Raw genomic sequence first — 20,150 nt, 5'->3', positions numbered from 1 at the left:
CATTGCATTCCTATAGAGAAGGCCCGGTGAGTGTGCTGGCTGAAGGCGATTCATTCCCATGCACCGCCCTGGCAGTCAAGCCAACTGCCAAATAAGCTGATGGTTGCATTGCGAGGCATTTTCTCATCTGAGGTGCCTCTGGCAATGGTGTCAATTTGATGTCGGCGCTGTCGATTGGTTCCGCTACGCCTGCCGTCCAGCCAATGCCGTGGCTAAAGCGGACGATGCTTGGATACTTCACTTAATATTTCCCATTTGCAGGTGTATCGTATTCGCCCCTCATCGTCAGCGCCTTGCTGGCAGACTGATTGCGCAGAACACGAGGTACCCGCACCGATGTCCTTCACCCGTCGACAAATGCTCAAGGGCCTGACCGGCCTGGTTGTGGTTGGCCTGGGCGCCGGGGGCGCGGCGCGTTACTGGCTGGGCAAGGTCGAAGACGACAGCGCAGGGCACGATTATGAGCTGATCGCAGCACCCCTGGACGTCGAGCTGGTGCCGGGCTTCAAGACCGAGGCCTGGGCCTTCGGCCCATCGGCCCCGGGCACCGAGCTGCGCGTGCGCCAGGGCACTTGGCTGCGGGTACGCTTTATCAACCATCTGCCGGTCGAAACCACTATCCATTGGCACGGCATTCGCCTGCCGCTGGAAATGGACGGCGTACCCTATGTGTCGCAGTTGCCGGTCAAGCCGGGTGAGTACTTCGATTACAAATTCCGCGTGCCGGACGCCGGCAGTTACTGGTACCACCCGCACGTCAGCAGCTCTGAGGAGCTAGGCCGCGGTCTGGTCGGGCCGCTGATCGTCGAGGAACGTGAACCCACCGGGTTCCAGCATGAGCGTACGCTGAGCCTGAAGAACTGGCATGTGGACGAGCAGGGCGCATGGCTGCCTTTCAGCATTCCGCGCGAGGCTGCGCGCAACGGCACTGCCGGGCGGTTGATCACCATCAACGGCCAGGCCGACTCGATCACCGAGCTGCCGGCCGGCCAGGTGGTGCGGGTGCGCGTGCTGAACCTGGACAATACCTGGACCTACCGCCTCAACCTCAAGGGCAACTGCGAGGCGAGAATCTATGCCCTCGACGGCAACCCGGTGACCCCGCGTGCGCTGGACGAATACTGGCTAGGCCCTGGCATGCGTATCTGCCTGGCCATCCGCATTCCTGAGGCGGGTGAGGAAATTTCCCTGCGCGACGGTTTCGTGCGCCTGGGCACCCTGCGTTCGGTGGCCAACAACGACGCGCCGAGTGACTGGCCGCCCGCGCTGCCGCCCAATCCGATCGCCGAGCCGGACCTGGAGAATGCCGAAAAGCTGAACTTCAATTTCGAGTGGGCGGCCAGCGTCTCTGTCACCCCTGATCCGGCCAAGCCGTCGAGCATGTGGCAGATCAACGGCCAGGCCTGGGATATTACCGACAAGACCTGCGCCGACCGCCCCATCGCCACGTTGCAGAAGGGCAAGAGCTACATCTTCGAGCTTAAGAACATGACCCAGTACCAGCACCCGATCCACTTGCATGGCATGAGCTTCAAGGTGATCGCCTCCAACCGTCACGACATCAAGGAGCCGTGGTTCACCGACACCTACTTGTTGGGCAAGAACGAGCGCGCCCAGGTAGCACTGGTGGCGGATAACCCTGGGACCTGGATGTTTCACTGCCACGTCATCGACCACATGGAAACCGGCCTGATGGCCGCGATTGCGGTGGTCTGATGCGCCCGCAGATCATCGATCGCAGTCGCGATCAGGAGTTCATGCGCCTGGCGCTGGCCTTGGCCGCCGAAGGCGCGGCACTGGGCGAGGTGCCGGTGGGGGCGGTGCTGGTACAGCATGGGCAGGTGATCGGCCAGGGTTTCAATCGGCCGATCATCGACAGCGACCCCAGCGCGCATGCCGAGATGGTGGCGATCAGGGCGGCAGCCAGGTCGGCCAGCAACTACCGGCTACCCGGCAGCACCCTGTATGTGACCCTGGAACCGTGCAGCATGTGTGCGGGGCTGATCGTGCATTCGCGGGTGATGCGCGTGGTGTTTGGCGCGCTGGAGCCCAAGGCGGGGATCGTGCAGAGCCAGGGGCAGTTCTTTGGCCAAGGCTTTCTCAACCATCGGGTGATGGTGGAGGGCGGGGTGCTGGCGCAAGAGTGCGGGCAGATCCTCAGCGACTTCTTCAAGGCCCGCCGGGCCAAGGCTTGAGCAGCACCGGCCTCTTCGCGGGCAAGCCCACTCCTACAGGTTCTGCGCAAATCTTGTAGGCGTGGGTTTGCCCGCGAAGAGGCCTACTGGCTTACATCGGCGACGACTTGTCCGCTGGCTTGTCCTTGTTGACCCCAGGCACATGCAGGTTACCCTCGGCCACCTGGCCTTCGAGCTGCGGCTGGGTCACCCAGGTGAGGATGTCGTAGTAACGACGGATGTTGGCCACGAAATGCACCGGTTCGCCCCCACGGGCATAGCCGTACTTGGTCTGCCGGTACCACTGCTTCTGAGCCAGCCGCGGCAGCATTTTCTTCACGTCCAGCCACTTGTTCGGGTTGAGCTTCTCGCGCTTGGCCAGGGTACGGGCGTCTTCCAGGTGGCCGCTGCCGACGTTGTAGGCCGCCAGGGCAAACCAGGTGCGATCCGGTTCCTGAATGCTGTCGTCAAGCTCTTCCTTGATCTTCATGAAGTACTTGGCGCCGCCCTGGATGCTCTGCCTCGGGTCCAGGCGGTTGGACACACCCATGGCCTGGGCGGTGCGCTGGGTCAGCATCATCAGGCCGCGCACGCCAGTCTTGGAGGTGACTTCCGGCTGCCACATCGATTCCTGGTAGCCGATGGCGGCCAGCAGGCGCCAGTCGACCTGCTCGACCTTGGCGTAGCTCTTGAAGTGCTTCTCGTACTTGGGCAGGCGCTGTTGCAGGTGCTGGGCGAAGGTGTAGGCGCCGACATAGCCAAGCACGTCGACATGGCCGTAGTAGCGGTCCTTCAAGCGTTGAAGGGTGCCGTTTTTCTGTGCCTTGTCGAGAAATTCGTTGATTTCGTTGAGCAGGCTGTTGTCTTCGCCGGCTGCCACTGCCCAGCGCTGGTCGCGGGTGTCGCCCAAATCGAAGGCGACCCGCACGTTGGGGAAATACACCTGGTTCATCGCCAGTTCGTTGGAGTCCACCAGGGTCAAGTCGATCTGACCTTCGTCCACCATGCGCAGCAGGTCGACCACTTCGACGGCGTCGGATTCCTCATATTGCAAGGCAGGGTACTGCTTTTTCAGCTCGGCCAACTGGTCAGCATGGCTGCTGCCCTTGAGCACCATGATCTTCTTGCCGACCAAACCCTTGGCGCCGGTGGGGCGCGCGCGGCCGTTGCGGTAGATGACCTGCGGGGTCACCTCCAGGTAGGGATGGGAGTATTTCACCTGGGTTTTGCGCCGCTCACTGCTAACCAGGCCAGCGGCAGCAAGTACCGGGCCGGAAGGTTTGCCGAGGGCGTCGTACAGCTCGTCCAGGTTGTCGGCGGTCTCGATCTGCAGCTTTACGCCGAGATCGTCGGCGAAATGCTGGACCAGTTCGTACTCGAAGCCGGTTTCGCCGTTACGGTCCTGGAAGTAGGTTGCCGGGCTGTTGCGTGTGATCACGCGCAGCACGCCATCCTCCTTCACGCGCTCGAGGGTGCTGGGTTTTTCAACGCAGGCACCTAGCAGCAGAAAGAGTCCGGTTGCGAGAAGCCATTTGGCGCAACGCTGGCGCAAAGCAGTGTGGGCGAACATAGGTTGCAGTATACGCAAAGGACTGGCCCAACCATATCTCGACAACGGTTAGCTTGTCTGGTAGCGGGTTGTGTGGTTGGGGAGGGGGATTGCATGAGGGCTACCAGGTGCCCGGTTTGAGACATTCAGCGCCTGGGCGATCTCACAGGCGCTGAATGTGTTGAACCGGACACCCGGCGGCGCTCGATCTCGTCTCAAGCCGGACACCGCTGAAAACTGACCCCGAAGTCCGGTTCCGCCGCCTGGCAGGCGTGGCTTAGAGCAGGTGCCGAAAGCCATCGAATTAGGCTAGAATGCACGGCCTCTAAGCACACCCCTTCCTGAGGCTGTCCCGACGATGTTGATCCTGCGCGGCGCTCCTGCCCTTTCTGCCTTTCGCCACGGTAAATTACTCGAGCAACTGAGCCAGAAAGTCCCCGCTGTTACTGGTTTGTATGCCGAATTTGCCCACTTCGCCGATGTTGACGGCGAGCTGACCGCCGACCAGCAGCAGGTGCTGGGCCGTCTGCTCAAGTACGGCCCGAGCGTGCCGGTACAGGAGCCGACGGGTCGTCTGTTCCTGGTGGTACCGCGCCTGGGCACCATTTCGCCATGGGCCAGCAAGGCCAGCGACATCGCCCACAACTGCGGCCTGCAGTCGATCCAGCGCCTGGAGCGCGGCATCGCCTACTACGTGGCCGGCACCCTGAGCGACGCTGACGCCGCCCTGATCGCCGCCGAACTGCACGACCGCATGACCCAGCGTGTGCTCAGCCAGCTGGAGCAGGCCGCTGACCTGTTCAGCCACGCCCAGCCCAAGCCAATGACCTCGGTCGACATCCTGGCCGGCGGCCGTGACGCCCTGGCCAAGGCCAACATCGACCTGGGCCTGGCCCTGGCCGAAGACGAGATCGACTACCTGGTCAATGCCTTCCAAGGCCTCAAGCGCAACCCGAACGACATCGAACTGATGATGTTCGCCCAGGCCAACTCCGAGCACTGCCGCCACAAGATCTTCAACGCCAGTTGGGATATCGACGGCCAGGCCCAGGAAAAAAGCCTGTTCGGCATGATCAAGAACACCTACCAGATGCACAACGAAGGTGTGCTGTCGGCGTACAAGGACAACGCCTCGGTGATCGTCGGCAACGTTGCCGGCCGCTTCTTCCCGAACCCTGAAACCCGCCAGTACGGCGCGGTGCAGGAGCCGGTGCACATCCTGATGAAGGTGGAAACGCACAACCACCCGACCGCCATCGCCCCGTTCTCCGGCGCCTCCACCGGCTCCGGTGGCGAAATCCGCGACGAAGGTGCGACCGGCCGTGGCGCCAAGCCCAAGGCCGGCCTGACCGGCTTCACCGTGTCCAACCTGCGCATTCCGGGCTTCGAGCAGCCGTGGGAGCAGGCCTATGGCAAGCCCGAGCGTATCGTCGACGCCCTCGACATCATGATCGAAGGCCCTCTTGGCGGCGCTGCGTTCAACAACGAATTCGGCCGCCCGGCCCTGACCGGTTACTTCCGTACCTTCGAGCAAGCCATCAACACCCCGCACGGTGAAGAAGTGCGCGGCTACCACAAGCCGATCATGCTCGCCGGCGGTATGGGCAACATCCGTGAAGACCACGTGCAGAAGGGCGAAATCACTGTCGGCGCCAAGCTGATCGTGCTCGGTGGCCCGGCCATGCTGATCGGCCTGGGCGGCGGCGCTGCTTCGTCGGTGGCTACCGGTGCCAGCTCGGCTGACCTGGATTTCGCTTCGGTACAGCGCGAAAACCCGGAAATGGAGCGCCGTTGCCAGGAGGTCATCGACCGTTGCTGGCAGCTGGGCGACAACAACCCGATCGCCTTCATCCACGACGTGGGCGCTGGCGGTATTTCCAATGCCTTCCCTGAGCTGGTCAACGACGGTGGCCGCGGTGGCCGCTTCGAGCTGCGCAACGTGCCCAACGACGAGCCGGGCATGGCCCCGCACGAAATCTGGAGCAACGAATCGCAAGAGCGTTACGTGCTGGCCGTCAGCGCGGTCGACTTCGAGCGTTTCAAGGCCATCTGCGAGCGCGAACGTTGCCCGTTTGCCGTGGTGGGTGAAGCCACTGAAGAACCGCACCTGACCGTCAGCGACAGCCACTTCGGCAACACCCCGGTGGACATGCCGCTGGACGTGCTGCTGGGCAAGCCGCCGCGCATGCACCGTTCGGTTACCCGCGAAGCCGAGCTGGGCGATGACTTCGACCCGAGCGAACTGGACCTGGACAGCGCCGTCCAGCGCGTGCTGAACCACCCGGCCGTGGCCAGCAAGAGCTTCCTGATCACCATTGGCGACCGCACCATCACCGGCCTGGTTGCCCGTGACCAGATGGTCGGCCCGTGGCAGGTTCCGGTGGCTGACTGCGCCGTTACCGCCACCAGCTTCGACGTCTACACCGGTGAAGCCATGGCCATGGGCGAGCGTACGCCGCTGGCGCTGCTGGATGCCCCGGCGTCCGGCCGCATGGCCATCGGCGAAACCCTGACCAACCTGGCGGCTTCGCGCATCGAAAAGCTGTCCGACATCAAACTGTCGGCCAACTGGATGTCCGCGGCTGGTCACCCAGGTGAAGACGCACGCCTGTACGACACCGTGAAGGCTGTCGGCATGGAGCTGTGCCCGGAGCTGGGCATCACCATTCCGGTCGGCAAAGACTCGATGTCGATGAAGACCAAGTGGAGCGACGAGGGCGTCGAGAAGAGCGTCACCTCGCCGATGTCGCTGATCATCACCGGCTTCGCCCCGGTCACCGACATCCGCAAGACCCTGACCCCGCAACTGCGCATGGACAAGGGCGAGACCGACCTGATCCTGATCGACCTGGGCCGCGGCAAGAACCGCATGGGCGCCTCGATCCTGGCCCAGACCTACGGCAAGATCGCTGCGCAGGCACCGGACGTCGACGACGCCGAAGACCTCAAGGCCTTCTTCGCCGTGATCCAGGGCCTGAACGCCGACGGCCACCTGCTGGCCTACCACGACCGTTCCGACGGCGGCCTGGTTACCACCGTGCTGGAAATGGCCTTCGCCGGCCACTGCGGCCTCGACCTGCAACTCGACCCGCTGACCGACAGCAAGGGCGAAGTGCCGGCCATCCTCTTCAATGAGGAGCTGGGTGCGGTGATCCAGGTTCGCCAGGACGCTACCCCGGACGTGCTGGCTCAGTTCAGCGCTGCTGGCCTGGGTGAAGAGTGCGTCGCGGTGATCGGCAAGCCAGTCAACAACGCTGAAGTGACCATCAGCCTGAACGGCGAAGTGCTGTTCGACGATGACCGTCGCATGCTGCAGCGCCAGTGGGCTGAAACCAGCTACCAGATCCAGCGCCTGCGCGACAACGCCGACTGCGCTGACCAGGAGTTCGACCTGCTGCTCGAGGAAGACAACCCGGGTCTGTCGGTGAAGCTGGGCTTCGACGTCAACGACGACATCGCGGCGCCTTACATCAAGAAAGGCGTGCGCCCGCAAGTGGCCATCCTGCGCGAGCAGGGTGTCAACGGCCAGGTCGAGATGGCTGCTGCCTTCGACCGCGCCGGCTTCGCCGCCATCGACGTGCACATGAGCGATATTCTCGCTGGCCGTGTCGACTTCGAAGCCTTCAAGGGCCTGGTCGCCTGTGGCGGCTTCTCGTACGGTGACGTGCTGGGCGCTGGCGAAGGCTGGGCCAAGTCGGCGCTGTTCAACGCCCGTGCCCGTGACGCCTTCCAGGCCTTCTTCGAGCGTACCGACAGCTTCGCCCTGGGCGTGTGCAACGGTTGCCAGATGATGTCCAACCTGCACGAGCTGATCCCGGGCACCGAGTACTGGCCGCACTTCGTGCGCAACCGCTCGGAGCAATTCGAGGCCCGCGTGGCCATGGTCGAAGTGCAGAAGTCCAACTCGATCTTCCTGCAGGGCATGGCCGGTTCGCGCATGCCGATCGCCATTGCCCACGGCGAAGGCCATGCCGAGTTCGCCAGCGAAGAAGCATTGCTGGAAGCCGATGTGTCCGGTTGCGTGGCCCTGCGCTACGTCGACAACCACGGCAAGGTCACCGAAGCTTACCCGGCCAACCCGAACGGCTCGCCACGTGGCATCACTGGCCTGACCAGCCGCGACGGCCGCGTGACCATCATGATGCCGCACCCGGAGCGTGTGTTCCGCGCTGTGCAGAACTCCTGGCGCCCGGACGAGTGGCAGGAAGATGCCGCGCTGATGCGTATGTTCCGCAACGCGCGGGTGTGGGTGAACTAAGGCGTGTACAAGCTCGCCTTCTTCGTCCCCGCCAGCCATGTCGAAGTGGTCAAGGCCGCTGTGTTCGCTGCTGGCGGCGGGCGCATCGGTGACTATGAGCACTGCGCCTGGCAAACCCTTGGCCAGGGCCAGTTCCGCCCGTTGGACGGCAGCCAGCCGTTCCTCGGGCAAACCGGCCAGGTCGAGGTGGTGGAAGAGTGGAAGGTGGAGCTGGTGGTGGCTGACGAGCTGATTGTGCAGGTCGTCGCTGCGCTCAAGCAGAGCCACCCGTACGAGACGCCAGCCTATGAAGTCTGGCGGCTCGCCGAGTTCTAGAACGCATCACGGCTATTCGCGGGCACGCCCGCTCCCACAGGGACATCACAATCTTCAGAACCTGTGATATCCCTGTGGGAGCGGGCGTGCCCGCGAAAGGGCCCTACAATCCAGCCACAATCTCCTTGCCTGGCTCCGGCCGCTTCAACATTCCACAAGCCAGCAACCCCACCTCGAACAGCACCCACATCGGCACTGCCAGCATCGTCTGCGAAAACACATCCGGCGGTGTCAGGATCATCCCCACCACAAAGCACCCGACGACCACGTAGGGCCTGCTGCGCCGCAATGTGGCCACATCGGCCAACCCTGCCCAGACCACGATGAACGTCGCCACCGGGATCTCGAACGCCAGCCCGAAGGCCAGAAACAGCGCCAGGATAAAGTCCAGGTACTGGCTGATATCGGTCATCATCGCCACGCCGTCCGGCGTCACGCTGGCAAAGAAACCGAACATCATCGGGAACACCAGAAAGAACGCGAACGCCATGCCGGCATAGAACAAAACGATGCTCGATACCAGCAGCGGCAGGGCAATGCGCCGTTCACGGCGGTACAGCCCCGGCGCCAGAAAGCCCCAGGCCTGATGCAGCAGCAGCGGCATGGCCAGGAACAGGGCGCACATCGCGGTCAGCTTGAACGGTGCCAGAAAGGGCGAGGTGACGCTGGTGGCGATCATGCTCGCGCCTTCCGGCAAAAAGCGCCGTAGCGGCTCGGATATGAGCGTGTACAGCGTCTGGGCAAAGGGGAACAGGCCGGCGAACACCAAGGCCACCAGCGCCAGGCAACGCACCAGGCGTTTGCGCAGGTCGCGCAGGTGTTCGGTCAGGGGCATGTTCGCGGCAGGGTCCATGGCAATACTCATGAAGCATTTTCCTTGGGCAGCACGGCCGTGGCCGCATCATTGGCCGGTTCCGCGTTCAGGCTGATGCCCTGGCGGATCTCCTGTTCCAGGCGTTGCAGAGGTGCCTGGTCGAGGTTGGGCATCTCGATTTCGCGCTCCACCTGCGTGCGCAAGGCGTGCATGGCCCGGCGCGCCTGGCCCAGGCCGCGGCCGAGGGTTCGGGCTGCCACCGGCAGGCGCTCGGGGCCCAGCACCAACAGCGCGACGACGCCGATCAGCAGCAACTCGCTGAAGCCGACCTCGAACATCAGGCCTGGCGGTCCGCTTGAGATTGCTGGGCAACTTGGCCGTTCAGCGGGCACTGTTGCTGCACGTGCGCCTGGTCAGCGGCGCTGGCGTCATTGTCACCACCCATGGACTTGCGAAAACCCTGGATCGCCTCGCCCACATCGCTACCCAGGCCCTTCAGGCGCTTGGTACCAAACAGCAAGAACACGATCAGCAGTACGATCACCAGTTGCCAGATTCCAATGCCACCCATAGCGACCACTCCTGTAAGGTCATGAAAAGGAAGGGCAATCCTGCCTTGCCTAGATGACGAGCACATGACGAACGGGCACTGCCATCTAGCTGAAACACCCCGCGTGTTGACTGGCGTTTTTATTCCGCGAGCGAGGCACGCACCGATGGGTGGAAGGCAACAGCAGGGTGTGGCCCTGTTGATGGTGATGGTGGTGCTGGCAATGCTGGCGGCGGGCATGGCCTGGCTGGTGGAAGATGGCCGGCATCAGGTCGACGAAGTGCGCCTGCTGCACCAGCGAGTGCAGGTGCGGGCCATGGAGCAGGCCGGCCTGGCCTATGCCGGGCAGGCCCTGCGTGACCCCGCCTGGCGGCTCAGTCCGCTGTTCTGGCAAGCCTTGCGCGGGCAGCCGCTTAACTACGATTTTGGCGCTGGCCAGGCGCAGTTGCGGGTACGCGACCAGCACACCTGCTTCAACGTCAATGCGTTGCTGGGTGCCGATGGCGAACGCGCCGAGCGCCAGTTGCGTTACTTGCTGGGCAATGACATGGCGGCCGAACGCCTGGTCGATGCTTTGGCCGACTGGCTCGATGCCGACAGTGATGCCCGCCTGCAGGGCGCCGAGAGCGCCCAGTACCTGCGTCAGCAACCGCCACGGCTGGCGGCTGACCAGCCGATGCTCGACACCAGCGAGCTGAACCTGTTGCTGGAGTCGGACGCCAGCCGCCAGGCGCGTTACCCGATGCTGTGCGCCTTGCCCCAGACCACGGGTTGGCGGCTCAACGCCAACGCGCTGGGGTTGGAGCATCTGCCCCTGCTGGAGGCGCTGTATGAAGGGCGTTACTCGCGTTCGTTGCTCAGTCGCATTGTCAGCGGCAGGCCGGCGTCGGGGTATGTGGACGCGGCTGCACTGCGTCAGGCGCTTGGGGCGGTGGATGACGAAACGTTCGAACGGTTGAGCGAAGGGCTGCTGCTCAACAGCGGGCATTTTCTGTTGCAGCTGTCGTTCGAGGAAGAGGGGCGGGTGATGCGCAGCGAGTTCCAGGTGGAGGCGCTGGGGGTGGTGCAATGGCATGCCCGGGTGCCCGCGCAGCAAGTGCGGGTGCGTAGCCGGGAGCCAATAGCCTGGTAACGTTCACTGACCTCTAAGCGGGCAAGCCCGCCCCTACGCTGGTTCTGAAACCAGTGAGCCCCCTGTAGGAGCGGGCTTGCCCGCGAAGAGGCCGGTACAGCCAGCAAACGCTGGCTGACCGGCACGGGATCAAACGGTCCCGATCTCCCCACCATCAATACGCTGGATCACCACCGTCGAAGCCCGCGGCCGCACGGTAGCCCCAGCCGGCGTCGCATCGGTCGCCTTGTCGGTATACGGCCAGTTGTCCGGGTGTTGAATGTTGACGAACAGCGTCTTGTTGTCCGGGGTAAAGGTAATACCGGTCACCTCGCAACCATTTGGCCCGACAAAGAAGCGCCGCAGGTCCACCTGGTTCTGTGCGTTCACCGGCACCTGCTTGCCGCTGGCATCCACCAGGTCGGTAGGGATCACCGCCAGCAACTGGTCGTTGGTGTAGTCGGTCAAGGTGGTTTCGCCGTTGTCGGTCTCAAACCACAGCACGCCGCGGCTATCGAAGCTCATGCCGTCGGGGCTGGCGAACTGGTTCAGTTCGGTCAGGCCGGAGCGGTTGATGTCGGCGGTGCCGGCAGCGTTGGCGCCGAACACGAAGATGTCCCAGGTAAAGCTCAGTTGGTCGTCGCTGTCGTGCCAGCGAATGATGTGGCCGTGTCGGTTCGGGCCGCGTGGGTTCGCTGCATCGACCTTTTCCGGGGTGCGTGCACTGTTGTTGGTCAGGGTCAGGTACACATCGCCGTTCAGCGGGTTGACTGTCGTCCATTCCGGACGGTCCATCGGCGTTGCGCCCACGGCATCGCCAGCACCACGGGTGTTGAGGATGATGCCCGGCAGGTCACCATACAGCGCGCCCAGGGTGCTGCCGCCGGTGGTGGCGGTGGCCACGTCCAGCAGCAGCCATACGCCGGTGCCGTCGGCATTGAAGCGGGCCACGTAGAGTTTGCCTTGGTCGAGGTACTTGGCGCCGGTGGCCAGGCGGTCGGCCGGGTTGGCATCAGCGGCGTCCCACACGGCGGTGGACACCCACTTGTACAGGTACTCGTTGTTCGAGTCGTCACCCATGTACCACACCAGCGGCTTGCCGGCGACGGGCAGGCCGGGGGCGCAGCCCTCGTGGCGGAAGCGGCCCAGCGCAGTGCGTTTGGTGGCCAGGGTGCTGTTGTTGTACGGATCGATCTCGACGATGTAGCCGTAGGTGCTGGCTTCGTTGCGGTAGTCGTCCGTGGCGCTGGCCCCTTTGACGGTAACGTCGAAGCGGGCGAATTCGTCGTCCACTTCGCTGGCGTCACCGGCAGCGGTTTCCCACTTGTACTGGCCGCTGGAGGTGCCCACGCCAATGCGGCGCTGGTCCTCGGGGCGGGTGCCCTTGTTGACGAAGATGCCCGGCCAGTTCTCTTCGCAGGTCAGGTAGGTGCCCCACGGGGTGTAGCCGTTGCCGCAGTTGTTGTTGGTGCCACGGCAGTGGGTGCCAGCAGTGGAGTATTTGGTCTTGACGTGGTCGGTGCCACGCAGCGGGCCGGTGATCTCCATGCGTGAAGCCGTGGTGAAGCGACGGTTCAGCGGGTCGTTGTCGACCACTTGCCAACGGCCGTTGATCTTCTGCAGGCGTACAACGCCAGCACCGTGAGCGTTGATTTCCTTGCGCACTTCTTCAACCGGGCGCTTGCCATTGACATCGGTAGTGGGGCCGGCCGGGTGCAGGGCGGCAGTGTCGATGTACTCGAAATTGATTGCCAGCAGGCCGTCTTCCGAGCTGCCGTTGATGGGGAAGAAGTGCATGCCGTCGTGGTGCATGCCCATGGCGTTGGCCTGGTCGGTCGAGGTGTTGCTGCCGTCGGACTTCCACGGGTTGCCGTTGCTGTTCAGTGGCGTCCCCCAGGGCGCCAGCACGTAGGCGCTATAGCCGGTGGCGACCACACAGGCGTCGGTGCGCGAGCCTGGGATGGACTGGAAGCCCAGTGCCAGTTTCGGCACTTCCGGCTCGGTGACTGGCGGTTCGGTCACCGGGGGCTCGGTGACCGGATCATCGTGATCGGAACCACCACCGTCGAAGCAGCCTGTCAGGCCGGTACCGGCGATCATGGCGATGGCGGCGCCCAGGCTGCCGCGCATGACGCTGCGGCGGCTCAGGTAGGCGTCCATGACGTTGGCCATCGGCAGGTTGCCGCTTTGGTTCCGGTCCAGGTTGTCGCCGGTATCTCGACTCATCAGGGTGTCCTTGTGTTGGCTGAGTTGGAGGAAACCGCGACTTTAAGGCGCAAGTGTGATGATTCCTTGGCAGAAATGTTAACGAGCTTTTAAAACTGCCAGTTCTTAGATTTGTGGTCTACAGATCAAATTGGAATTGCTGTCGGATTTCTGCCATCAAACTGTAATGCCAACGCCGCAACATCCGGGTCCCTGAATGGACGTGGATAAGGATGGCGGATGCGATGGCGAGCAGTGTGCACAGGCGCGAAGTGATCGGCTGGATGGGTATCGGTGCCTTGGCACCGCTGCTCGGCGCCTGCACAGCCTTCCCAGGGCAGCAGGGCGGCAACGCCCAGCTCGACTTGCTGTACGTCGCCGATACCCTCGATGCCCGCCAGCCTGGCCAGGCGGTGGTACCGGCTACCCGGTTGGGGCCGGTCAGCCATTTGGGCCGCGCGCCCTGGATGACTGGCCGCAGTGCCAGTATCGCCTACCCGCAACTGGCGCCGCTGCTGGATGCCAGCCAGGCAACGACAGCGCAACTGGGCGGTTATGCGGTGCTCGCGGCGTTGCTGGAACAACTGCGTGGCGAGGCCGGTGCGGGCAACAGCCTGACCCTGGAGAACGGCCAAGGCTGGAATGGCAGTGGCCTGGCGTACCTGACCCAGGGCGAAAGTGGTGTGCAAGGCAGCCAACTGCTGGGCATCGAAGCGCGGGTCAGCAGCGATGAGCGTGTGCTGTGGCCACAACGCAGCACGGGCCTGTATCGCCAGGCCAGCGCCATTACCCTCGGCGCCGGGCTGGCTGACGCACAACGCCAGGCACTGGGTGTGCAAGCCCTGCACGTTTTCGAGCGCGGCGGTGCCCGTATCGCAGTGGTCGGCGTGACCGACCCGTACGCCCAGGATCAGAAAGCCTCACTTAAACAGTGGTACCAGTCTCTGCTGCCGGTATTCGAACAAGCCCGGCACGAGGCTGACCTGGTGGTGGCCATGGCCGATGCAGGCACGGGCCCCGGCCTGTGGCTGGCTGAACGGGTGCCGCAAATCGACGTGCTGTTGTGCGCCCGTGGTCAGGACCTGTGGCCCGCGCCGGTCGAGGTCACCCAGGCCAGCGGTCGCCGCGTACCGGTGCTGTTTGCCGGCTGCCGGGGCAGCGGTGCCTTCCGCCTGCGCTGCCAGCGTGTGGCCGGCCAGTGGCAGTTCGACGGGCGTTTTTTCCCGGCCTTTGAACAGCAACTGGCGCCTGCCGCGCAGTTGCGTGTCGCGCCACTGCAGGCGCAACTGCACCAGCAACGGGCCGGCCATGCGGCCTGGCTCGACCAGCCGCTGGCCCGCGCGCCCCAGGCCTTGTGGCGCCGCGATACCCGTGGCGGCAGCTGGGACCGCCTGCTGCATCAAGCCTTGGCCGACGATAGCAGCATGCCCGTGTTGCTGCCGGGCCTGCGTTATGACTACCCGCTGGCAGCAGGGGCGCCCATTACCCGCGAACACCTGATCAGCCTTACCGGTGGCTACCCGGCGCCAGTGGTCGAGGCACCGGCCAGGCAGGTCGAACAAGTGCTGGAAAACGCCGCTGAACAATTGTTCGGTGACCCGCTGCTGCTGGACAACAGCCAGGACCTGCCGCGCTGGCAGGGCCAGGCCTGGAGCGTCAGCTACAGCCCACAAGGCAAGCGCATCACGGGGCTGGAGCCGGTGCAGGGCCTGTGCCGCACCTTTGGCCTGCAATTCGAAAGCCAGGCCGGCGAGCCACTGTGGCAGCGGGTCGAAGCCTGGCTGGCCCGTCAGCCTGACAACTGGCAACTGGCGCCGCTGCAACTGCCCGAAGTGCGTTACGTGCAGGGGCACCCAGGCTGGCACCCACGGCAGTTGGCCTCGTGATGCTCACCTCGCGCCTGCTCACCGGCGCTGGCCTGACCCTGGCCGGCTGGCTGTCTGCGCAGTGTGTGCTGCAGTTGAGCTGGCAGCCACACCCGGCCACGGCGTCTGCGGTGGCCGACAGCCTGCTGCCCGGGCTGATGGTCGGTCACTGGCAGGCGCCGCCCGACGACGGCGCCATCACCATTACCCGTCTGCCGCTGCAATACCTCGGCGGCCTCAAGGCCCAGCCATTGGCCGCCAGTGTGGTGGTGCTGCGCTACGGCGAGCAAGTGCGCACCCTGGCCCGCGGTCAGCGCCTGGCGCCAGGGATCGTGCTGCAGGACATCGACAGCGATGGCCTGATTTTCAACAACCAGGGGCGGCGTGAGCGCCTGCCCTGGCCGCCACGCCCCGCCGTGACCGGCTTCAAGCGGCAAGGATGAACGATGCCTGTTAGATACTGCATGGCGGCTGCGCTGAGCCTGGCCTTGTCCATGGCCTATGCCCAAGAGCCGGTGTTCGATGACAACGGTACGCCGATGTACGAAGTGAACTTCGTTGATACCGAACTCGGTGAGTTCATCGACAGCGTGTCGCGTATCACCGGCACCACCTTCATCGTCGACCCCCGGGTCAAGGGCAAGGTCACCGTGCGCACTGTCGACCTGCACGACGCCGACGCCATCTACGACATCTTCCTGGCCCAACTGCGTGCCCAGGGCTATGCCACCGTCGACCTGCCCAATGGCAGCGTGAAAATCGTACCCGACCAGGCCGCGCGCCTGGAGCCGGTGCCGGTAGAGGCGGGCGGGCAGCAGGGCGAGGGCAGCGACAGCGTGGCCACCCGCGTATTCAGCGTGCGCAACGCCGCCAGCGAACAGGTACTGGGCATCCTCAAACCGCTGATCGACCCGCGGGTTGGAGTGATTACACCGTACCCGGCGGCGCACCAGTTGGTGGTGACTGACTGGCGCAGCAACCTCGAACGCATCGCCAGCCTGCTGCGCCAGCTCGACCGCCCTCAAGAGGCACCGGGCAACGGCAGCACCCAGGTGATCTACCTGCGCCATGCCAATGCTGGTGAAGTGGTCAAGGTGCTGCGAGGGCTCAGCCAGGAAGGGGCGGTGCCGGCTGAAGGCGCGGGCGAGGCAGAGGGCAAGGACCGGCCGGTGATGCCAGCCTCCGGTGGCCCGGGTATCCGCCTGGAATACGAAGAAGGGACCAATGCCGTGGTCATGGTCGGCCCCGACAGCGAGCTGGCAGCGTACCGGGCCATTGTCGAGCAACTGGACATTCGCCGTGCCCAGGTGGTGGTCGAAGCGATCATCGCCGAGGTGTCCGACAGCAGCGCCCAGGAGCTGGGCGTGCAGTGGCTGTTCGCCGACGAGAAGTTCGGTGCCGGTATCGTCAACTTCGGCAGTAACGGGGTGAATATCGCCAGCATTGCCGGGGCCGCCGCGAGTGGCGACAGCGAGGCCCTGGGTGACCTGTTGTCCACCACCACCGGTGCCACGGCGGGCATTGGCCATTTCGGCGGGGGCTTCAACTTCGCCATGCTGATCAACGCGCTGAAGGGCAAGAGCGGCTTCAACCTGCTGTCCACGCCCACCTTGCTGACCCTGGACAACGCCGAGGCATCGATCCTGGTTGGCCAGGAAGTGCCCTTCGTCACCGGCTCCGTGACGCAGAACAACGCCAACCCGTACCAGACCATCGAGCGCAAGGAAGTCGGGGTGAAGCTGCGCATCAAGCCGCAGATCAATGTCGACAACAGCGTGCGCCTGGACATCGTTCAGGAGGTGTCGTCGATTGCCGACACCAGTTCGGCCAGCGACGTGATCACCAACAAGCGCGAGATCAAGACCAAGGTCATGGTCGAGGACAACGGCCTGGTGATACTTGGCGGCCTGATCAGCGACGAGTTGAGTACCAGCAACCAGCGTGTGCCGCTGCTCGGCGACATTCCTTATCTTGGCCGGTTGTTCCGCTCCGATGCCACCAGGAACACCAAGCAGAACCTGATGGTGTTCATCCGCCCGCGCATTCTGCGCGACGGCCCGAGCCTGGCGGGCCTCAGTGAAGACAAGTACCGCACCCTGCAGCAGACCACACCGCTGCAATTGCCGGACCTTGCAGAGGGCACGCGGCTGTTGCAGGTATTCCCCGCCAGCCGCGCACGCCTGGAAGGCGGTGACTGGTGATGCTGCCCTATCGCCAGGCACGGCAGAGCGGAGTGGCCATGGCCCCGGCAGAGCAGGGCTGGCAGCTATGGCTGCGGCCCGACGCCGACAATGCCCAGTTGCAGGAGTTGCTGCGTGTGCATGGCCAGCCAAGCCTGCTCGAATACCTGGAACCTGCGCTGTTCGACGAGCGCCTTGGCCAGCTGTACCAGGCCGGCGATGCCGCCACCGAAGCGCTGATCGAAGGCATTGGCGACCAGGTCGACCTGGATAGCCTGATGAGCGAGATGCCGCGCATCGAAGACCTGCTTGAAAGCGACGACGAAGCCCCGGTGATCCGCCTGATCAACGGCCTGTTCGGCCAGGCGCTGCGGCTGCGCGCCTCGGACATCCATATCGAGACCTTCGAGCAGAGCCTGGTGGTGCGTTTGCGGGTCGATGGCCACCTGCGTGAGGTGCTGCGCCCTCCACGTGCGTTGTCGGCCATGCTGGTATCACGGATCAAGGTCATGGCCCGCCTGGACATTGCTGAAAAGCGTCAGCCCCAGGACGGCCGCATCACCTTGCGCGCGGCGGGGCGCGAAGTGGACGTACGGGTCTCGACCTTGCCCGGCATCCACGGCGAGCGGGTGGTGATGCGCGTGCTCGACAAGCAGGCCAGCCTTCTGGCGCTGGATAACCTGGGCATGCCGGCAGCGGTGTTGCAGGGCCTGCGCAGTTGCCTGGCGCGGCCCAACGGCATCGTGTTGTCCACCGGCCCGACCGGTTCGGGCAAGACCACGACCCTGTACGCCAGCCTGAACAGCCTCAACGACGGCAGCCGCAACATCCTCACCGTCGAGGACCCGGTGGAGTACGCCATCGCCGGCATTGGCCAAACCGCCATCAACCCGCGTGCCGGGCTGACATTTGCCAGTGGCCTGCGCGCCATCCTGCGTCAGGACCCTGACGTGATCATGCTCGGCGAAATCCGCGATCAGGAGACTGCGCAGATCGCCGTGCAGGCCAGCCTCACCGGCCACCTGGTGCTGTCGACCTTGCACACCAACAGCGCGGTAGGCGCAGTGACCCGCCTGCGCGACATGGGCATCGAGCCCTTCCTGATCGCCTCGTGCCTACGCGGCGTCCTGGCCCAGCGCCTGGTGCGGCGTTTGTGCAGTTGTGCCGTGGCGCATCCGCTACGGGCTGCCGAGCGCGAGCTGTGGCCCGAGCTGGCGGCGCTGGGCAGCACTTATCACGCCGTGGGTTGCGAGCAGTGCCAGGGCAGCGGTTATATCGGGCGACTGGGGCTGTACGAATTCATCGAGCTGGACGCTGGGCTCATCGGCTTGTTGTACGACGGCGCCAGTGAGCTGGCCATGCAGGATTACCTGGCTGATCGGCGCCAGAGCCTGGTGGCGATGGCCAGCGATTGCCTGGCCCGCGGTGAGACCAGCCTGGCTGAAGTGCTGCGCGTGGTGCAGGGCTAAGGCATGCCGACCTATCGCTACCAGGCCGTTGACCTCGCCGGCAAAACGCACAAGGCCAGCCTGCAGGCTGACAGTGAACGCCACGCCCGCCAGCTGCTGCGCGAGCAGGGCCTGTTCGCCCGCCAGTTGCAGCGCCATGAAGCCGGCAGCCGACAACCCCGACGCCAGCGCTTGAGCCGCGCCCAGTTGTGTGAGCTGACCCGTCAGCTGGCCACCTTGACCGGGGCCGGCATTCCCTTGGTCGATGCCCTTGCCACCCTTGAACGGCAACTGCGTCAACCCGCCTTGCACAGTGTGCTGGTGGCCTTGCGCGGCTCACTGGCCGAAGGCCTGGGCCTGGCCCGCAGCCTGGCCCGGCAGGGCGCACCGTTTACTGGCCTGTACTGCGCGCTGGTCGAGGCCGGCGAACGTTCCGGGCACCTGGCCCAGGTGCTGACCCGCTTGGCCGACCACCTGGAGCAGGTGCAACGCCAGCAACACAAGGCCCGCACAGCGCTGATATACCCCGCTGTGCTGATGGGTGTGTCGCTGGCAGTGGTGATTGGCCTGATGACGTTCGTCGTGCCCAAACTCACCGAGCAATTCGCCCACGCCGGGCAAAGCCTGCCGCTGATCACCTCGTTGCTGATCGGCCTGAGCCAGGGGCTGGTGCACGCCGGGCCCTGGTTGTTAGGGGGGGCGCTGTTGCTCGGGGGGCTGGCTGGCTGGCTGCTGCGCAAACCGCACTGGTGCCTGCGTCGCGACCAGCTGCTGCTGCGCCTGCCGCGTATTGGCAGCCTGCTGCAGGTGCTGGAGAGCGCGCGCCTGGCGCGCAGCCTGGCGATTCTCACTGGCAGTGGCGTGGCCCTGCTCGAAGCCTTGCAAGTGGCCACCGAAACCATCGGCAACCGGCGTATCCGCCTGGCCATGGAGCAGGTGCGCCAACACGTGCAGGGCGGCACCAGCCTGCACCGTGCGCTGGATGCCAGCCAGCAATTCCCGCCGCTGCTGGTGAACATGGTCGGCAGCGGCGAGGCCAGCGGCACCCTGGCGGACATGCTCGAGCGCGTGGCCGACGACCAGGAGCGCGGCTTTGCCCGCCAGGTCGATACCGCCATGGCGCTGTTCGAACCCCTGATGATCCTGGTGATGGGCGCCGTGGTGCTGTTCATCGTGCTGGCGGTGCTGCTGCCGATCATGCAACTCAACCAGGGCCTGCAATTGTGACGACAAGGAGTATTGCCATGCAGCATCGACGTAACCGCCAACGCGGCTTCACCCTCATGGAGATCATGGTGGTGATCTTCATCATCGGCCTGCTGATCGCCGTGGTGGCGCCCAGCGTGCTGGGCAACCAGGACAAGGCCATGAAGCAGAAGGTGATGGCCGACCTGGCCACCCTGGAGCAGGCGCTGGACATGTACCGGCTGGACAACCTGCGCTTCCCCAGCAGCGAACAGGGCCTGGCCGCGCTGGTGAAAAAGCCGGCTCAGGAGCCAGTGCCTCGGGCCTGGCGCAGTGATGGCTACGTGCGTCGCCTGCCGGAGGACCCGTGGGGCACCCCGTACCAGTACCGCATGCCTGGGGAACATGGCCGGGTCGATGTGTACTCGCTGGGTGCCGATGGCCTGCCAGGTGGAGAAGGCCAGGATGCCGACCTGGGTAACTGGGCGCTGTAACG

16 protein-coding genes are annotated in these 20,150 nt (G+C 64.6%); 11 read left to right on the top strand and 5 right to left on the bottom strand.

Annotation, left to right across the window (positions count from 1 at the left end; genetic code table 11):
* The first annotated feature begins 336 nt into the window (after positions 1 to 336).
* Together AC3WLP_RS15465 and tadA are read left to right on the top strand one after the other, a co-directional pair.
* Entirely contained in the window at positions 337 to 1,716 is a 1,380-nt protein-coding gene (locus AC3WLP_RS15465) for a multicopper oxidase family protein (protein ID WP_014755491.1), read from the top strand.
* Positions 1,716 to 2,195 (top strand): tRNA adenosine(34) deaminase TadA, encoded by a 480-nt coding sequence (gene tadA, locus AC3WLP_RS15460; protein ID WP_012051365.1) that lies wholly within the window; start codon positions 1,716 to 1,718, stop codon positions 2,193 to 2,195. Before AC3WLP_RS15465 ends, tadA begins: the two co-directional genes overlap by 1 nt.
* Before the next feature lie 91 nt (positions 2,196 to 2,286).
* On the opposite strand, the gene mltF is transcribed toward tadA, so the two are convergent.
* A complete protein-coding gene (gene mltF, locus AC3WLP_RS15455) occupies positions 2,287 to 3,744 on the bottom strand; it encodes a membrane-bound lytic murein transglycosylase MltF (protein WP_012051366.1) in 1,458 nt (485 codons plus the stop codon).
* 337 nt (positions 3,745 to 4,081) lie between these two features.
* On the opposite strand from mltF, the gene purL reads away from it, so the two are divergent.
* Together purL and AC3WLP_RS15445 are read left to right on the top strand one after the other, a co-directional pair.
* Positions 4,082 to 7,981: a phosphoribosylformylglycinamidine synthase gene (gene purL / locus AC3WLP_RS15450; protein ID WP_012051367.1), complete on the top strand. Its 3,900-nt coding sequence runs from the start codon at positions 4,082 to 4,084 to the stop codon at positions 7,979 to 7,981.
* A gap of 3 nt (positions 7,982 to 7,984) precedes the next feature.
* The gene (locus AC3WLP_RS15445; protein ID WP_012051368.1) at positions 7,985 to 8,296 is read left to right on the top strand and encodes a YqfO family protein; all 312 of its coding nucleotides are present in this window, start codon (positions 7,985 to 7,987) and stop codon (positions 8,294 to 8,296) included.
* Positions 8,297 to 8,399: 103 nt separating this feature from the next.
* Here the strand turns inward: AC3WLP_RS15445 and tatC are convergent, their stop codons facing one another.
* From tatC to tatA, 3 genes are read right to left on the bottom strand one after another with little or no spacing between them, the layout of a single operon-like run.
* Positions 8,400 to 9,161: a twin-arginine translocase subunit TatC gene (tatC, locus tag AC3WLP_RS15440; protein ID WP_012051369.1), complete on the bottom strand. Its 762-nt coding sequence runs from the start codon at positions 9,159 to 9,161 to the stop codon at positions 8,400 to 8,402.
* On the bottom strand, positions 9,158 to 9,448 hold the full coding sequence (gene tatB / locus AC3WLP_RS15435) for a Sec-independent protein translocase protein TatB (RefSeq protein ID WP_003255013.1): 291 nt from the start codon (positions 9,446 to 9,448) through the stop codon (positions 9,158 to 9,160). The genes tatC and tatB overlap by 4 nt, the downstream gene beginning before the upstream one ends.
* Positions 9,448 to 9,681, bottom strand: a complete 234-nt coding sequence (tatA, locus tag AC3WLP_RS15430; RefSeq protein WP_003255011.1) for a twin-arginine translocase TatA/TatE family subunit — start codon at positions 9,679 to 9,681, stop codon at positions 9,448 to 9,450. The genes tatB and tatA overlap by 1 nt, the downstream gene beginning before the upstream one ends.
* 145 nt (positions 9,682 to 9,826) lie before the next feature.
* Here tatA and gspK point away from each other — a divergent pair, with 145 nt between their 5' ends.
* Complete coding sequence (gene gspK / locus AC3WLP_RS15425; protein ID WP_088512958.1) at positions 9,827 to 10,792, top strand: type II secretion system minor pseudopilin GspK; 966 nt, start codon at positions 9,827 to 9,829, stop codon at positions 10,790 to 10,792.
* A 129-nt stretch (positions 10,793 to 10,921) separates the two neighbouring features.
* Here the strand turns inward: gspK and AC3WLP_RS15420 are convergent, their stop codons facing one another.
* Positions 10,922 to 12,997 (bottom strand): PhoX family protein, encoded by a 2,076-nt coding sequence (locus AC3WLP_RS15420; protein ID WP_088512957.1) that lies wholly within the window; start codon positions 12,995 to 12,997, stop codon positions 10,922 to 10,924.
* A gap of 224 nt (positions 12,998 to 13,221) precedes the next feature.
* Here AC3WLP_RS15420 and AC3WLP_RS15415 point away from each other — a divergent pair, with 224 nt between their 5' ends.
* The 6 genes from AC3WLP_RS15415 to gspG are packed head-to-tail and all read left to right on the top strand — an operon-like array spanning position 13,222 to position 20,148.
* Complete coding sequence (locus AC3WLP_RS15415; protein WP_033726021.1) at positions 13,222 to 14,862, top strand: bifunctional UDP-sugar hydrolase/5'-nucleotidase; 1,641 nt, start codon at positions 13,222 to 13,224, stop codon at positions 14,860 to 14,862.
* Positions 14,862 to 15,284, top strand: coding sequence for a pilus assembly protein PilZ (locus AC3WLP_RS15410; RefSeq protein WP_088512956.1), 423 nt, complete (start codon positions 14,862 to 14,864; stop codon positions 15,282 to 15,284). The genes AC3WLP_RS15415 and AC3WLP_RS15410 overlap by 1 nt, the downstream gene beginning before the upstream one ends.
* A gap of 21 nt (positions 15,285 to 15,305) precedes the next feature.
* Positions 15,306 to 17,042 (top strand): type II secretion system secretin GspD, encoded by a 1,737-nt coding sequence (gspD, locus tag AC3WLP_RS15405; RefSeq protein WP_088512955.1) that lies wholly within the window; start codon positions 15,306 to 15,308, stop codon positions 17,040 to 17,042.
* Entirely contained in the window at positions 17,042 to 18,490 is a 1,449-nt protein-coding gene (locus AC3WLP_RS15400) for a GspE/PulE family protein (RefSeq protein WP_088512954.1), read from the top strand. Before gspD ends, AC3WLP_RS15400 begins: the two co-directional genes overlap by 1 nt.
* A 3-nt stretch (positions 18,491 to 18,493) precedes the next feature.
* Complete coding sequence (gene gspF, locus AC3WLP_RS15395) at positions 18,494 to 19,696, top strand: type II secretion system inner membrane protein GspF (RefSeq protein ID WP_088512953.1); 1,203 nt, start codon at positions 18,494 to 18,496, stop codon at positions 19,694 to 19,696.
* Positions 19,697 to 19,713: 17 nt separating this feature from the next.
* Positions 19,714 to 20,148 carry a type II secretion system major pseudopilin GspG gene (gene gspG, locus AC3WLP_RS15390; protein ID WP_004575677.1) on the top strand — a complete coding sequence of 145 codons (435 nt, stop codon included), beginning with the start codon at positions 19,714 to 19,716 and terminating at the stop codon, positions 20,146 to 20,148.
* Positions 20,149 to 20,150 lie beyond the last annotated feature (2 nt).

The sequence above is a fragment of the Pseudomonas sp. FW305-E2 genome, assembly GCF_058782925.1.
Note: the sequence above shows the minus strand (reverse complement) of the source record. Positions and strands in the feature narration are given on the sequence as shown.